Annotated in this window: 11 protein-coding genes; 4 read left to right on the top strand and 7 right to left on the bottom strand. The window is 68.8% G+C overall.

From position 1 onward, the window contains the following. Window positions 1-123: 123 nt before the first annotated feature. Window positions 124-3,357: an efflux RND transporter permease subunit gene (locus NKJ47_RS03820; protein WP_254460213.1), complete on the top strand. Its 3,234-nt coding sequence runs from the start codon at window positions 124-126 to the stop codon at window positions 3,355-3,357. 148 nt (window positions 3,358-3,505) lie between these two features. Next, on the top strand, window positions 3,506-6,616 hold the full coding sequence (locus tag NKJ47_RS03815) for an efflux RND transporter permease subunit (protein ID WP_254460212.1): 3,111 nt from the start codon (window positions 3,506-3,508) through the stop codon (window positions 6,614-6,616). Window positions 6,617-6,773: 157 nt separating this feature from the next. On the opposite strand, the gene NKJ47_RS03810 is transcribed toward NKJ47_RS03815, so the two are convergent. Continuing rightward, a complete protein-coding gene (locus tag NKJ47_RS03810) occupies window positions 6,774-7,454 on the bottom strand; it encodes a lectin (protein ID WP_254460211.1) in 681 nt (226 codons plus the stop codon). Between the two features lie 234 nt (window positions 7,455-7,688). Between NKJ47_RS03810 and NKJ47_RS03805 the strand changes: the two genes are divergently transcribed. Further along, window positions 7,689-8,192, top strand: coding sequence for a hypothetical protein (locus NKJ47_RS03805; RefSeq protein ID WP_254460210.1), 504 nt, complete (start codon window positions 7,689-7,691; stop codon window positions 8,190-8,192). Between the two features lie 72 nt (window positions 8,193-8,264). Here NKJ47_RS03805 and hmgA read toward each other — a convergent pair whose 3' ends face one another. The 3 genes from hmgA to hppD form a co-directional block, all read right to left on the bottom strand. After that, on the bottom strand, window positions 8,265-9,566 hold the full coding sequence (gene hmgA, locus NKJ47_RS03800) for a homogentisate 1,2-dioxygenase (RefSeq protein WP_254460209.1): 1,302 nt from the start codon (window positions 9,564-9,566) through the stop codon (window positions 8,265-8,267). After that, window positions 9,563-9,976: an endonuclease domain-containing protein gene (locus tag NKJ47_RS03795; RefSeq protein ID WP_254460208.1), complete on the bottom strand. Its 414-nt coding sequence runs from the start codon at window positions 9,974-9,976 to the stop codon at window positions 9,563-9,565. Before NKJ47_RS03795 ends, hmgA begins: the two co-directional genes overlap by 4 nt. 147 nt (window positions 9,977-10,123) lie before the next feature. Next, window positions 10,124-11,236, bottom strand: a complete 1,113-nt coding sequence (gene hppD / locus NKJ47_RS03790) for a 4-hydroxyphenylpyruvate dioxygenase (RefSeq protein ID WP_429002485.1) — start codon at window positions 11,234-11,236, stop codon at window positions 10,124-10,126. Window positions 11,237-11,372: 136 nt separating this feature from the next. Here hppD and NKJ47_RS03785 point away from each other — a divergent pair, with 136 nt between their 5' ends. Continuing rightward, window positions 11,373-11,855 (top strand): MarR family winged helix-turn-helix transcriptional regulator, encoded by a 483-nt coding sequence (locus NKJ47_RS03785; RefSeq protein WP_254460207.1) that lies wholly within the window; start codon window positions 11,373-11,375, stop codon window positions 11,853-11,855. 126 nt (window positions 11,856-11,981) lie between these two features. On the opposite strand, the gene NKJ47_RS03780 is transcribed toward NKJ47_RS03785, so the two are convergent. The 3 genes from NKJ47_RS03780 to NKJ47_RS03770 all read right to left on the bottom strand — a co-directional run bounded on the left by NKJ47_RS03780 (window position 11,982) and on the right by NKJ47_RS03770 (window position 15,329). Further along, the gene (locus NKJ47_RS03780; protein ID WP_254460206.1) at window positions 11,982-12,581 is read right to left on the bottom strand and encodes a thioredoxin family protein; all 600 of its coding nucleotides are present in this window, start codon (window positions 12,579-12,581) and stop codon (window positions 11,982-11,984) included. Between the two features lie 15 nt (window positions 12,582-12,596). Next, the gene (locus NKJ47_RS03775; RefSeq protein WP_254460205.1) at window positions 12,597-14,120 is read right to left on the bottom strand and encodes a peptide MFS transporter; all 1,524 of its coding nucleotides are present in this window, start codon (window positions 14,118-14,120) and stop codon (window positions 12,597-12,599) included. Window positions 14,121-14,414: 294 nt separating this feature from the next. Further along, window positions 14,415-15,329 (bottom strand): tryptophan 2,3-dioxygenase, encoded by a 915-nt coding sequence (locus tag NKJ47_RS03770; protein ID WP_254460204.1) that lies wholly within the window; start codon window positions 15,327-15,329, stop codon window positions 14,415-14,417. Window positions 15,330-15,467: the final 138 nt, after the last annotated feature.

The following is a 15,467-nucleotide window of genomic DNA, read 5'->3' as shown; positions in this document are numbered from 1 at the left end:
CCGCAAGCGGCGTTCCCGTCCGGCGCCGCGATCGCGGCGCCGGGCCACGGCCGCCGCTGATTCCGCCGTAACTCCCGGCGCCGGCGCGGCCGCGCCGGACTCTCACCAGCAAGGATCCTCCCCGTGGGCTTTTCGACGATCTTCATCCGCCGCCCGATCGCCACCACCTTGCTGATGGCAGGCGTGCTGCTGCTCGGCATCCTCGGCTACCGGCAGTTGCCGGTGTCGGCGCTGCCGGAAATCGACGCGCCCAGCCTGGTGGTGACCACGCAGTACCCCGGCGCCAACGCCAGCACCATGGCCTCGCTGGTGACCACGCCGCTGGAACGCCAGCTCGGGCAGATCTCCGGGCTGCAGATGATGACCTCCGACTCGTCGGCCGGCCTGTCCACGATCGTGCTGCAGTTCGCGATGGACCGCGACATCGACATCGCCGCGCAGGACGTGCAGGCGGCGATCCGCCAGTCCACCCTGCCCTCCTCGCTGCCCTACCAGCCGGTCTACAACCGGGTGAACCCGGCCGACGCGGCGATCCTCACCCTCAAGCTCAGCTCCGACACGCTGCCGCTGCGCGAGGTCAACAACTACGCCGACTCGATCCTGGCCCAGCGCCTGTCGCAGGTACCGGGCGTGGGCCTGGTGTCGATCGCCGGCAACGTGCGCCCGGCGGTGCGCATCCAGGTCAATCCGGCGCAGCTGTCGAACATGGGCCTGACCCTGGAGGCGCTGCGCAGCGCGCTGACCCAGACCAACGTCAACGCGCCGAAGGGCTCGCTGAACGGCAAGACCCAGTCCTACAGCATCGGCACCAACGACCAACTGTCCAGCGCCGCCGAGTACCGCGACACCGTCATCAGCTACAGGAACGGCGCGCCGGTGCGGCTGTCGGACGTGGCCAAGGTGGTGGACGGGGTGGAGAACGACCAGCTCGCCGCCTGGGCCGACGGCAAGCCGGCGGTGCTGCTGGAAGTGCGCCGCCAGCCCGGCGCCAACATCGTGCAGACCGTGGAGCAGATCCGCGCGATCCTGCCGCAGCTGCAAGGGGTGCTGCCGGCCGGCGTGCACCTGGACGTGTTCTCCGACCGCACCGAGACCATCCGCGCCTCGGTGCACGAGGTCAAGTTCACCCTGATCCTGACCATCGGCCTGGTGGTGGCGGTGATCTTCGTGTTCCTGCGCCGGCTGTGGGCCACGGTGATCCCGTCGGTGGCGGTGCCGCTGTCGCTGGCCGGCACCTTCGCGGTGATGGCCTTCGCCGGCATGTCGCTGGACAACCTGTCGCTGATGGCGCTGGTGGTGGCCACCGGCTTCGTGGTCGACGATGCGATCGTGATGATCGAGAACATCGTGCGCTACATCGAACAGGGCAAGAGCGGCCGCGAGGCCGCGGAGATCGGCGCGCGCCAGATCGGCTTCACCGTGCTGTCGCTGACCGTGTCGCTGGTGGCGGTGTTCCTGCCGCTGATCCTGATGCCCGGCGTCACCGGCCGCCTGTTCCACGAGTTCGCCTGGGTGCTGAGCATCGCGGTGGTGATCTCGATGCTGGTGTCGCTGACGCTCACGCCGATGATGTGCGCCTACCTGCTCAAGCCCGACGCCCTGCCCGAGGGCGAGGACGCGCACGAGCGCGCAGCGGCGGCCGGCAAGACCACGCTGTGGTCGCGCACCGTGGGGCTGTACGAGCGCAGCCTGGACTGGGTGCTGGGGCACCAGAAGCTGACCTTGCTGGTGGCGCTGGCGACCATGGTGCTGACCGTGCTGCTGTACGTGGTGATCCCCAAGGGCCTGCTGCCCGAGCAGGACACCGGGCTGATCACCGGCGTGGTCCAGGCCGACCAGAACGTGGCGTTCCCGCAGATGGAGCAGCGCACCCAGGCGGTGGCCGAAGCGCTGCGGCGCGACCCGGCGGTGACCGGCGTGGCCGCCTTCATCGGCGCCGGCTCGATGAACCCGACGCTCAACCAGGGCCAGCTCAGCATCGTGCTGAAGCCGCGCAGCGACCGCGACAGCCTGGAAGACCTGCTGCCGCGGCTGCAGAAGGCGGTGGCCGGGCTGCCCGGCGTGGCGCTGTACCTGAAGCCGGTGCAGGACGTGACCCTGGACACCCGCGTGGCCGCCACCGAGTACCAGTACTCGCTGTCGGACGTGGACAGCACCGAACTGGCGACCCAGGCCACGCGCCTGACCGAGGCGCTGCGCAAGCGCCCGGAACTGGCCGACGTGGACAACAACCTGGCCAACCAGGGCCGCGCGCTGGAACTGCACGTGGACCGCGACAAGGCCAGCACCCTGGGCGTGCCGATGCAGACCATCGACGACACCCTGTACGACGCCTTCGGCCAGCGCCAGATCTCCACCATCTTCACCCAGCTCAACCAGTACCGCGTGGTGCTGGAAGTGGCGCCGGAGTTCCGCACCAGCACCGCGCTGCTGAACCAGCTGGCGGTGGCCAGCAACGGCAGCGGCGCGCTGACCGCCAGCAACGCCACCAGCTTCGGCCAGACCACCTCCAGCAACTCCTCCACCGCCACCGGCATCGGCGCGCAGAACACCGGTATCACCGTCGGCAGCGGCGGCACCGTGCCGCTGGCGGCGGTGGCCGAGGCCAAGCAGTCGACCACGCCGCTGGTGGTCAGCCACCAGCAGCAGCTGCCGGCGGTGACCGTCTCGTTCAACCTGGCGCCGGGCTACTCGCTGTCGCAGGCGGTGGCGGCGATCGAACAGACCCGCGCGCAGTTGCAGCTGCCGCCGCAACTGCATGCCGAGTTCATCGGCAAAGCCGCCGAGTTCACCGGCAGCCAGACCGACGTGGTGTGGCTGTTGCTGGCCTCGGTGGTGCTGATCTACATCGTGCTGGGCGTGCTCTACGAGAGCTACATCCACCCGCTGACGATCATCTCCACGCTGCCGCCGGCCGGCGTCGGCGCGCTGCTGGCGCTGATGCTGTGCGGGCTGAGCCTGTCGGTGGACGGCATCGTCGGCATCGTGCTGCTGATCGGCATCGTCAAGAAGAACGCGATCATGATGATCGACTTCGCGATCGACGCGCGCCGCGAAGGCGCCAGCGCCCACGATGCGATCCGCCGCGCCTGCCTGCTGCGCTTCCGCCCGATCATGATGACCACCGCCGCGGCGATGCTCGGCGCGCTGCCGCTGGCGCTGGGCGACGGCATCGGTTCGGAACTGCGCCGGCCGCTGGGCATCGCCATCGTCGGCGGCCTGCTGCTGTCGCAGCTGGTCACCCTGTACACCACGCCGGTGATCTACCTGTACATGGAACGCGTCTCCGAGCGCGTGCGCGCCTGGCGCGAGCGCCACGCGGCGCGGCATGCGACGGCGGCGGAGGGGCGGGCGTGAGGCGCCGGGAATGGGGAGTCGGGAATCGGGAATCGGAAAGCGGCGTGTCCGCGCGCTGCCGGCTCGTTCACTCCCTGCCGGATCCTCGGAAGACTGACGCCGGGCGCGTACTGCGATTCCCGATTCCCCATTCCCCATTCCCGGTCTCATGAACATCTCCGCGCCCTTCATCCGCCGCCCCATCGGCACCGCGCTGCTGGCCATCGGCCTGTTCGTGATCGGCATGATGTGCTACCTGCGCCTGGGCGTGGCGGCGCTGCCGAACATCTCGATCCCGGTGATCTTCGTGCAGGCCAGCCAGGCCGGCGCCGACGCCGCGACCATGGCCGCCACGGTCACCGCGCCGCTGGAACGGCACCTGGGCCAGGTGCCCGGCATCGACACCATGCGGTCCTCCAGTTCGGAGGGGAACAGCCAGGTGTTCATGGTGTTCCAGAGCAACCGCAACATCGACTCGGCGGCGCAGGACGTGGAGAGCGCGATCAACGCCGCGCAGGCCGACCTGCCCTCCGGCCTGGCCACGCCGCGCTACCAGAAGGCCAATCCCAACGACGACCCGGTCATCGCCATCGCCCTGACCTCGGACACGCAGTCGGCCGACGAGCTGTACAACGTCGCCGATTCTCTGCTGGCGCAGCGCCTGCGCCAGATCAGCGGCGTGTCCTCGGTGGACATCGGCGGCGCCTCCACGCCGGCGGTGCGGGTGGACGTGAACCTGCGCGCGCTCAACGCCATGGGCCTGACCCCGGACGACCTGCGCAACGCGGTGCGCGCGGCCAACGTCACCTCGCCCACCGGTTTCCTCAGCGACGGCGCCACCACCACCGCCATCGTCGCCAACGACGCGGTGGCCAAGGCCGCCGACTTCGGCCAGGTGGTGATCAGCCAGCAGCAGGGCCGCGCGGTGCGCCTGCGCGACATCGCCAACGTCTACGACGGCCAGCAGGACGCCTACCAGGCGGCCTGGTTCGACGGCAAGCCGGCGGTGGTGATGTACGTGTTCACCCGCGCCGGCGCCAACATCGTGGAGACGGTGGACCGGGTCAAGGCCGAGATCCCGATGCTGCGCACCTACCTGCAGCCGGGCACCAAGATGACGGCGTACTTCGACCGCACCCCGACCATCCGCGCCTCGCTCAACGAGGTGCAGGCCACGCTGATGATCAGCCTGGCGATGGTGGTGCTGACCATGGCGCTGTTCCTGCGCCGCCTGGCGCCGACCCTGATCGCCGCGGCCACCGTGCCGCTGTCGCTGGCCGGCGCGGCGCTGGCGATGTACGTCATGGGCTTCACCCTCAACAACCTGAGCCTGCTGGCGCTGGTGATCGCGATCGGCTTCGTGGTCGACGATGCGATCGTGGTGATCGAGAACATCATGCGCCACCTCGACGAGGGCATGTCGCGGCTGGAGGCGGCGCTGGCCGGCGCGCGCGAGATCGGTTTCACCATCGTCTCGATCACCGCCTCGCTGGTGGCGGTGTTCATCCCGATCCTGTTCGCCAGCGGCATGATCGGGGTGTTCTTCCGCGAGTTCACCGTCACCCTGGTCGCGGCGATCTGCGTCTCGGCGGTGGTGTCGCTGACGCTCACCCCGGCGCTGTGCAGCCGCTTCCTGTCCGCGCACGCCGAGCCGGAACAGCCCGGCCGCGTCGGCGCCTGGCTGGAACGCATGCACGAACGCATGCTGCGCGTGTACACCGTGGCCCTGGACTTCGCGCTGCGCCACGCGCTGCTGCTGGCGCTGACCCCGCTGCTGCTGATCGTGGCCACGGTATTCCTGGCCGGCGCGGTCAAGAAGGGTTCGTTCCCGGCGCAGGACACCGGCCTGATCTGGGGCCGCGCCACCTCCAGCGCCACCGTGTCCTTCGCCGACATGGTCAACCGCCAGCGCCGCATCACCGACATGCTGATGTCCGACCCGGCGGTGAAGATCGTCGGCGCGCGCCTGGGCAGCAGCCGGCAGGGCTCCAGCGCCAGCTTCAACATCGAACTCAAGCGCCGCGACGAAGGCCGTACCGAGACCACCGCCGAGGTGCTGGCGCGGCTCAGCGCCAAGGCCGACCGCTACCCGGACCTGCAGCTGCGCCTGCGCGCGATCCAGGACCTGCCCAGCGACGGCGGCGGCGGCACCAGCCAGGGCGCGCAGTACCGCGTCTCGCTGCAGGGCAACGACAACGCCCAGTTGCAGGAGTGGTTGCCCAAGCTGCAGGCCGCGCTGAAGAAGAACCCCAAGCTGCGCGATGTCGGCACCGACGTGGACAACGCCGGCCTGCGCCAGAACATCGTCATCGACCGTGCCCTGGCCGCGCGCCTGGGCGTGTCGATCGGCGCCATCGACGGCGCGCTGTACGGCGCGTTCGGCCAGCGCCAGATCTCCACCATCTACTCCGACCTCAACCAGTACAGCGTGGTGGTCAACGCGCTGCCGGACCAGACCGCCACGCCGGCGGCACTGAACCGCATCTACGTGCCCACCCGCAACGGCACGATGATCCCGCTGACCGCGGTGGCGCACCAGGTACCCGGCCTGGCGCCGTCGCAGATCACCCACATGAACCAGTACACGACCATGGACCTGAGCTACAACCTGGCCCCAGGCGTGAGCACCGGCGAGGGCGATGCGATCATCGCCGCCACCGTGGCCGGGCTGCGCATGCCCGGCGACATCCGCATCGCCGACGGCGGCGGCTTCGGCGTGCAACTGCAGCCGAACTCGATGCTGGTGCTGGTGCTGGCCGCGATCGTGGTGGTCTACATCGTGCTGGGCATGCTCTACGAGAGCCTGGTGCACCCGGTGACCATCCTCTCCACCCTGCCGGCCGCCGGCATGGGCGCGCTGCTGGCGCTGTGGGCGACCGGCACCGAGCTGTCGGTGATCTCGATGATCGCGCTGGTGCTGCTGATCGGCATCGTCAAGAAGAACGCGATCATGATGATCGACTTCGCCCTGGTCGCCGAGCGCGAGCACGGCAAGACTCCGCTGGAGGCCGCGCGCGAGGCCTGCATCGTGCGCTTCCGCCCGATCATGATGACCACGATGGTGGCGATCCTGGCCGCGGTGCCGCTGGCGGTGGGCCTGGGCGAAGGCTCGGAACTGCGCCGCCCGCTCGGCATCGCGATGATCGGCGGCCTGCTGATCTCGCAGAGCCTGACCCTGCTCAGCACCCCGGCGCTGTATGTGATCTTCTCCTGCCTGCGCGAACGCTGGTACGCGCGCCGTGCGCGGCGGCGCGAGCGCCGGCAATTGCGGACGGCCTGAAGGCCGGGAATCGGGAATTGGGAATGGGGAATCGGAAAAGCGAGGAGCAAAGAGCGCTCATGCGCCACTGAGGTGACACGTTCGGGCCGAGGCACCTCAATCACTCAACGTGCATGCTTTTCCCATTCCCCATTCTCGATTCACCATTCCCGGCCCTTCAGCCACAACCCTCCACATAATCCACCTGCGGCGGCAGGCCCACGCGCCAGGCGACGGCCTTTCCGGCCGCGTCGGTCTCGAACACCAGCACCCCACGCTGGCCGGCATCGCCGCGCACGCGCAGCACCTTGGCGCCTTCGACGTACTTGTGCGGCTGCTCTTCCAGGCGGCCGGCGTACAGCGCGCGCAGCTGCGCCAGGTCCATGCCGACCTTGCCGCCGCCCGGCGCGGTTTCCTTGGCGGTGCGCACGTCGTAGCGCACCAGCGTGTCGTCTTCGACCATCAGGCCGAACTGGTGGTTGCCCTTGGCCCAGCGCGGACGCAGCACGTAGCAGTTGCTGCCGGCGCTGGGCTGGCCGTCGAGTTCGCCACCCCAGGCCGCACGTGCCTGCGCCGCGGGCATGCCCAGGCGCAGGTCGCCATAGCCGTCGATACGCGCCAGTTGCCGATCGCCCGCGGCCAGCTCCGGCGGCAGCGCCGAGGCCGGCGCCTGTGCCGGCGGCACGTCGCCGTCGGGCTGGTCGATCTCCGGCGGCGGCAAGGCGCCGTCGTCGGCCGCGGCGGGTGCGGGAGCCGGCGCGGACGGTGCTGGAGGCGCGGGGGGCGGCGCTGGCGGCTGCCGGTCGCAGGCCGCGAGCGCGAGCAGCAACACCGCCACGCCTGGTTGAATCGGCTTCATCGCAGTTCCTCGCTGGACCAGCGCATAGGCTAGCGTGCATGCCCTCGCCCTGCACGGCACGGCGGCGGCGGCGACACGCTGCCGAACAAGCGCGGCGGCGCACAGCGCCCCGGACCAGGGGGTCGACCATGCCGATGGCAGTGCGGCTGCCGACACCGACATGCCAGCGCATCGCACCTGTCATCGGCATTTCACCGCGCTGCGCCACGCTGCGCGCCTACCGACGCCGCCGCCATGCATCCGCGCAAGACCGCCCTCGCCCTTGCGGCACTGCAATCGCACGATGCGCCGCTGGACATGCGCCAGCGACGCGTGCTGATCCTGGCCGACGGCCAGCGCAGCGTCGAGGAACTGACCACGCTGGGCGGCCGCGGCGCCGAGGCGATCGTGCAGGGACTGCTGCAGCAGGGCTACCTGGACGACGGCCGCGCCAGCGCCGCCGCGGCGACGGTGGCGGCCGCCCCGGCACCGGCGGACCCGCGGCGCGCGCTGCTCAATGCGCGCATGTATCTGCTGGACCTGCTGCAACTGCAGCGGCATCCGGCTTCGCCGGCGCTGCAGCAGCAGTTGCGCGCCGCGCGCGAGGAACAGGACACCCTGCGCGCGATCGCGCTGGCGCTGCGCGCGATGCCGGAGATGACCTCCGAGCGCTACGCGCAGCGCATCCGCGAGCGCGTGCTGGAAGTGCTGCCGGCGCCGCTGCACGCCGCCCTGGCGGCCGCGGCGGAGGCCGCCTGAACCCAGCGACCGCATCCGCGGCAGCGGCAGCCTCGGCGGTGGCCTGAGCAGCGCGGCCGCGCCTGCGCGCGCTCAGGGCGCGCGGAAGTGCCGGCGCAGGCCCTGCCAGCACTGCTGGTAGTCGCGCTGGCGATGCGCGGCGTCCAGCGCCTGTGCGGTCGGGCGCAGCACCGCGCGGGTCTCGAACATGAAGGCCATGGTGTCGGCGACGACGTCCGGCCGCGACAGATCGGCCTGCGAGGCCTTGTCGAAGGTGGCCGCGTCCGGGCCGTGCCCGCTCATGCAGTTGTGCAGCGATGCCCCGCCCGGGGCGAAGCCGTCGGCCTTGGCATCGTAGACGCCATGCACCAGGCCCATGAACTCGCTGGCCACGTTGCGGTGGAACCACGGCGGCCGGAAGGTGTGCTGCGCCACCAGCCAGCGCGGCGGGAAGATCGCCAAATCCATGTTGGCGGTGCCGGGCGTGTCGCTGGGCGCGGTCAGCACGGTGAAGATGCTCGGGTCCGGATGGTCGAAGCTGATCGAGCCGATGGTGTTGAAGCGGCGCAGGTCGTACTTGTACGGGGCGTAGTTGCCGTGCCAGGCGACCACGTCCAGCGGCGAATGCCCGATCGGCGCGCGCCACAGATGGCCCTGGAACTTGGCGATCAGGTCGAACGCGCCCTCGTCCTCCTCGTAGGCGGCCACCGGGGTGAGGAAGTCGCGCGGATTGGCCAGGCCGTTGGCGCCGATCGGCCCCAGGTCCGGCAGCCGCAGCAGGCCGCCGAAGTTCTCGCACACGTAGCCGCGCGCGGGGCCGTCGGGCAGCTCCACGCGGAAGCGCACGCCGCGCGGGATCACCGCGATCTCCTGCGGCGCTAGCTCCAGCGTGCCCAGCTCGGTACACAGGCGCAGCCGGCCGAGCTGCGGCACGATCAGCAACTCCGCGTCCGCATCGTAGAAATAGCGGCCCTGCATCGAGGCGTTGGCCGCGTACAGATGCACCGCCACGCCATGCTGGGCCTCGGCCGAGCCGTTGCCGGCCATGGTGTACAGGCCATCGACGAAGTCCACCGGCGTTTCCGGCAGCGGCAACGGGCTCCAGCGCAATTGGTCCGGCGGCACCGGGCCGCGCTGGAAGTCGTTGTGGAACGCCGCGGCACCGGCGTAGGCGGCGAAGCCGCCATGCAGTACCGCCGGGCGGATGCGATAGAGCCAGCTGCGCCGGTTGACGCCGCGCGGGGCGGTGAACGCGGTGCCGGACAATTGCTCGGCATACAGGCCATGGGCCACGCGCTGCGGCGAGTTCTGCCCGACCGGCAAGGCGCCGGGGACTGCCTCGGTGGCGAACTCGTTGCCGAAGCCGGACATGTAGCCATTGGGTTGGATGTTCATGGCGAGGGCTCTTCTGCTTGAAGCCCCTCTCCCACCGGGAGAGGGGTTGGGGTGAGGGTAAGACCGCCGGCGACCGCGACGATATGCGCAAGTACCGCATCCAGCCTTTGCAGCACATCGTTGTTCCAGAAACGCAGCACCCGCATCCCTTGGGATTGCAGATAACGGGTACGCATCGCATCGATTGCGAGCGTGTGCTGAGAACCATCCAGTTCGATGACCATCGCTCTCGCGTCGCAATAGAAGTCCACTACATACGGCGGCAGCGGATGCTGCCTGCGGAATTTCAGCCCCAGCAAACGCCCGCTGCGCAGGTGGTACCAGAGCAGGCGCTCCGCATCGGTCATGCCGGTGCGCAGATCACGCGCGTACTCGAGTGTCGTGGTGGGTAAGGGTGGCTTTGGCGTCATTGCAGCAGCCTACCCTCACCCCAACCCCTCTCCCGGTGGGAGAGGGGCTACACCGGCTGTCGGAACTCTCCGCGATGGGCTGTCAGCGTCCGCTGGTTGTGAGCGTGCGCTGGCTGTCAGCCCGCACACGCCGCCCGCGCGCCGCCGTCAGAGCACGCCGCGCTTCATCTGGTCGCGCTCGATGCTCTCGAACAGCGCCTGGAAGTTGCCTTCGCCGAAGCCCTCGTTGCCCTTGCGCTGGATGATCTCGAAGAAGATCGGGCCGATGCAGTTCTGGGTGAAGATCTGCAGCAGCTTGCGCTGCTTGGTCTCCGGGTCGGCGTCGATCAGGATCTTGTTGCGCGCCAGCCGCGCCACGTCCTCGCCGTGATTGGGAATGCGCCGGTCGATCACCTCGAAATAGGTCTCCGGCGTGTCCAGGAACGCGACGCCGGCCGCGCGCATGCGCTCGACCGTTTCGTAGATGTCGTCGGTGAAGCAGGCGATGTGCTGGATGCCTTCGCCGCGATACGCGTCCAGGTACTCGTTGATCTGGCTCTTCGGGTCCGACGACTCGTTGAGCGGGATGCGCACCACGCCGTCCGGCGCGGTCATCGCCTTGGACACCAGCCCGGTCTTGGCGCCCTTGATGTCGAAGTAACGGATCTCGCGGAAGTTGAACAGGCGCTCGTAGTAGTCAGACCAGCGCTGCATGTTGCCGAAGTACAGGTTGTGGGTCAGGTGGTCGATGAAGGTCAGGCCGAAGCCGGCCGGATGCTGGTCGGCGCCGGGCACCGGCTCGAACTCGGTGTACACCGAGCCCTTCTCGCCGTACTGGTCGACCAGGTACAGCATGCAGTCGCCGATGCCCTTGACCACCGGCGCCGGCACCGCGCGGGTATCGGCCTTGTCGGCGATGGCTTCGCCGCCGTTCTCCAGCACCTTGGCGAAGACCTCGTCGGCCGGGTGCCGGAAGCGGATCGCGAAGCCGCAGGCGCAAGGACCGTGCGCGGCAGCGAAATCGGCGGCGAAGGACTTCGGTTCCTCGTTGACCAGGAAGTTGACCCCGCCCTGGCGGTACACGGTGATGGCGCGCTGGCGATGGCGCAGCACCGCGGTGAAGCCCATGCTGCGGAAGTACGCGTGCAACTGCTCGCCCTGCCCGGCTGGCGCGGCGAATTCCACGAACTCGAAACCGTCGATGCCCATCGGGTTCTCGAAGGTGGTGACCTGCATGCCGAGGTTGGCCGGCTGCGACGGATGTTGCGGTTGTGCACTCATGACGCGTCTCCTGGAGGACGGGGTCGCGGCGGCCGGGCCGAAATTTCGGGTGCGGACGGACGCCAGACTCGCGAGAATGGCCGTAGTATCCTCCGTTGTAGTTACAAGTGAAACCACCAGCAAGGTGCAATGCAGCATGACGATCGCCACGCCCGCCCCGACGCCCGACCCGCCCTCCCTGGATCTGGAACGGTTCCTGCCGTACCGGATCAGCGTGCTGTCCAACCGGATCAGCAGCAACATCGCCCGCGTCTACGGCGAGCGCTACGGCATGGCGGTGACCGAGTGGCGGGTGATGGCGGTGCTGGCGCTGTATCCGGGGCTGTCGGCCGGCGAGGTGTCCGAGCGCACCGCGATGGACAAGGTGGCAGTGAGCCGGGCGGTGGCGCGGCTGCTGGAGCGCGGCTTCATCCAGCGCGAGACCCATGGCGACGACCGCCGCCGCTCGGTGCTGCACCTGACCCCGGCCGGGGTGGAGGTGTACCAGGTGGTGGCGCCAATGGTGCTGGAGTGCGAACGGCGCCTGCTGGCCCCGTTCAGCGAGGACGAGCAGCGGCTGCTGAACCGGCTGATCGACCGCCTGGCGGCCGAGGGTTTGCCGAGCATGATCGGGCGCTGAGGCGCCAGTGCCCGCGCACTGCGGGTCTTGAACGTCGTAGGAGCGGCTTCAGCCGCGACCGGGCATTACGGGTAATGCCCGGTCGCGGCTGAAGCCGCTCCTACGAGAATTGCGCTTCGCGACCGCTCAGGCCTTGGGCGGCGCCCATTCCTTAAGGAAGTCCGAGAACTTCCTGCGATCGTAGTCCTTGCCCTTCTGCAGGTCGCCGACCACCTGCGAGTGCAGCAGCTTGCCGTCGGCGTCGAGCACCAGCAGGTGCGGGAAGTCGACGATCTTCGGGTACCGCGCCATGAACGCCTCGTTCTTGTTGGCGTCGCTGACGTTGACCTTGACCCACACGAAGTTGGCATCGCGGAAGCTGCGCAGTTCCGCATCGCCCTCGATGAAGGTGTCCAGGGTATGGCACCAGTCGCAGGCCTCGTTGCCGACGTCGAGCAGGATGCGCTTGCCGCCGCGCTTGGCCTCGACCATGGCGGTCTCCAGGTCGTCGGCCGGGTTGCGCTGCGGATCGAACTGCGCACCCAGCGCCTTGGCCGCGGCGATGTCGGCGGCGGCCGGGGTATTGCCCGAGGCCACCGGCTGGTTGGGGTCGGCCACCGGCGGCTTCTGCACCGAGGTGTCCAGCGGCTTGGCCGGCGCCTGATCGTCGGGCGGCGGCGTCTGGCTGCAGCCAGCCAGGGCCAGGATCGCCGCCAGGGCAGCGCAGATCGTCTTGTTCATCGTCATTGCTTGGTCCTCATGTCACTTGACGCCATGCATCAATCGATTGATCAGCGGCGCGATCAGGAACAGCAGCACACCCGAGCCGAGCAAAGCCCAGAAGCCGAACGTGTAGCCCTTCAGCGCCGAGTCTACGGTCATGCCGCTCTTGCCGCTGACGCCCGCGGCGAAGATGCCGGACAGGTTGTTGCCAATGGCAGTAGACAGGAACCACCCGCCCATGGCGAAACCCACCACCTTGGTCGGCGCCAGCTTGGTCGTCATCGACAGACCGATCGGCGACAGGCACAACTCACCGACGGTCTGGATCACGTAGACCATGAACAAGGTCCAGAAGGGAATCTTGCCGCTTCCGTCGACCAACGAAGACAGGGCGTACATCAGCAATGCGAACGCCAGACCGTTGAAAATCAGGCCCAGGCCGAACTTGCGCGGGATCGAGGGATTGGCCGACTTCAGCGCCACCCACAACCACACGAATACCGGCCCCAGTACCAGGATCGCCAGCGTGTTGACGGACTGGAACCAGCCGACCGGGAACATCCAGCCGCCCAGGTCGCGCTCGACGATGTTCTGCGCCAGGAAGTTGAACGAACTGCCCGCCTGCTCGAAGAACATGAAGAACATGACGTTGAACACGAAGACGATCAGCATCGCGATCGAGCGGTCGCGCGGCACCCGGCCCTCGCGGATACCTTCGATCAGGATCATGGCGCACAGCGCCACGAACAAGGTGGTCAGAATCCAGCCGAGGATGCCGGCATCGATCAGTAGCAGGCCGTAAGCCAGCGGGATCACCAACAGCGTGGCAACCAGCACCCCGATGGTGCGTCCGATGCCTTCGCCGCCCACCGGCGGCCTGCCGACAGGGCCGAGCTGGCGCCGCCCCACCCAAAACCACACCAGGCTGATCAGCATGCCGATGCCGGAGGCGATGAAGACGTACTTGTAGGCCGGCATCGCCTCGCTACCGAACAACTTGTCCGCCAGGAACCCCGTCAGGATGGGCGCCAGGAAACCGCCGGCGTTGATACCCATGTAGAAGATGGTGAAGCCCGAATCGCGCCGCGGGTCGGAGAGCGGATACAGCTTGCCGACCATGGTGGACACGTTCGGTTTGAACAGGCCATTGCCGGCGATGATCGTAGCCAATCCGATCTTGAACACTTCCTCGCTCGGCACGGCGATCAGGAACAGACCGACCGACATCACGATCGCCCCGATCAGCAGCGAGCGCTGATAGCCGATCAACCGATCGGCAACGAAGCCGCCGAACAGCGCCGAGGCGTAGACGAGCGCCAGATAGGCGCCATAGAGCTTGTTGGCAGGCGCTTCGCCAGCGCCGGAGCCATGATAAAACTCCGACACGATGTACAACGTCAGCGCCCAGCGGATGCCGTAGAACGCGAAGCGCTCCCAGAACTCGGTCATGAACAGCATCCACAGGGGACGCGGATGACCCAGCAGGGTCTTGAATTCGGGCGGTTGCGCTGACGGCGGCTGCGGTGAGGCGGGGTGGTTCGACGCGACGACGTCAACGCTCATGCGGTGTTCCCTTGCGTATTCAGGATGGGCTGGGGCGGTGCGTCCGGCCAGGCCGGGCAACGCGCGAGGATCACCGAGCGACGGCGTGGCGTCAAATGCCGGACGGCCCGCGCGCCGCGATTTCCGGGCCTGCCCCCCGCAAAACCGCGGTCTTGGCGCGGCGCCGCGACGGCCGCGCACGCGCGTCTTGCTGCACGCGAACATGGCCGGGCGACACCTGGATCGGTGCCGGTTTGGTCCGTCCCCGCACGGCGCCGCGTGCGCCCATGCGCCTCTCGGTGCGTGCTTGGCACGCTACTGCGAAGACGAGCCCTGCCCGGCCGCAGTCACCTCGCCGGCCTCCAGGCCGCGGCTTTCCAGCCCCACCGACGTCCGCACCTCGAACAATTCCGGAAAGAAGGTCAGTGCCAGCGCCTGCTGCAGGAAGCCGACGCCGCTGGAGCCGCCGGTGCCGCGCTTGAAGCCGATCACCCGCATCACCGTGCGCATGTGGCGGAAGCGCCACAGCTGGAACTGGGTCTCCAGGTCCACCAGGTCCTCGCACAGCGCGTACTCGCGCCAGTAGCGGTCGGTGTTCTCGTAGATGCGCTCGAACACCGGGCGCAGCAGCGGGTCGCTGACGTGCGGCTGGCGCCAGTCGCGGGCGTGGTACGGCGCCGGCACCGCATGGCCGAAGCGGGCCAGGTAGCGCAGGAACTCCTCGTACAGGCTGGGCGCCTCCAGCACCGCCTGCAGCGCCGCCTGGCCCTGCGGGTCGTGGTCGAACACCGGCAGCATCTGCGCGTTCTTGTTGCCGAGCATGAACTCGATGGTGCGGTACTGCAGCGACTGGAAGCCGGAGGACGGGCCGAGCACGTCGCGAAAGCCCATGTACTCGGACGGGGTCAGGGTCTCCAGCACCGACCACTGCTCGGTCAGCAGGCGCAGCACCTGCTTGCTGCGCGCCAGCACCTTGCGGCACTGCCACACCGCGTCGCGCTGCAGGTGCGCGATCGCCGCGCCCAGTTCGTGCGCCAGCAGCTTCAGCCACAGCTCGGAGGTCTGGTGCTGGACGATGAACAGCAGTTCGTCGTGGTGCGGCGGGTTCGACAGCGGCTGCTGCGCCGACAGCAGCCGGTCCAGGCGCAGGTAGCCGCCGTAGGTCAGGCGGCCTTCCAGGTCGGTATGGATGCCGGCTTCGAGCGGGCGCTGGTTCTGTTCGACGGGCATGGGCGGCAGGGGCGTTCCGGGCTGGCAAGGGTACCGCAGCGATGGATGTCACACATTGGTCAGCACGCGCTGACAAACTCCGGCACAATCGTCGGCGGCGCCGGGGGGCGCCGTCGGTTCATCTGCGTTAGTCCACGT

The sequence above is a fragment of the Xanthomonas sacchari genome, assembly GCF_024266585.1.
In the GTDB taxonomy this organism is placed as follows: domain Bacteria; phylum Pseudomonadota; class Gammaproteobacteria; order Xanthomonadales; family Xanthomonadaceae; genus Xanthomonas_A; species Xanthomonas_A sacchari_C.
Note: the sequence above shows the minus strand (reverse complement) of the source record. Positions and strands in the feature narration are given on the sequence as shown.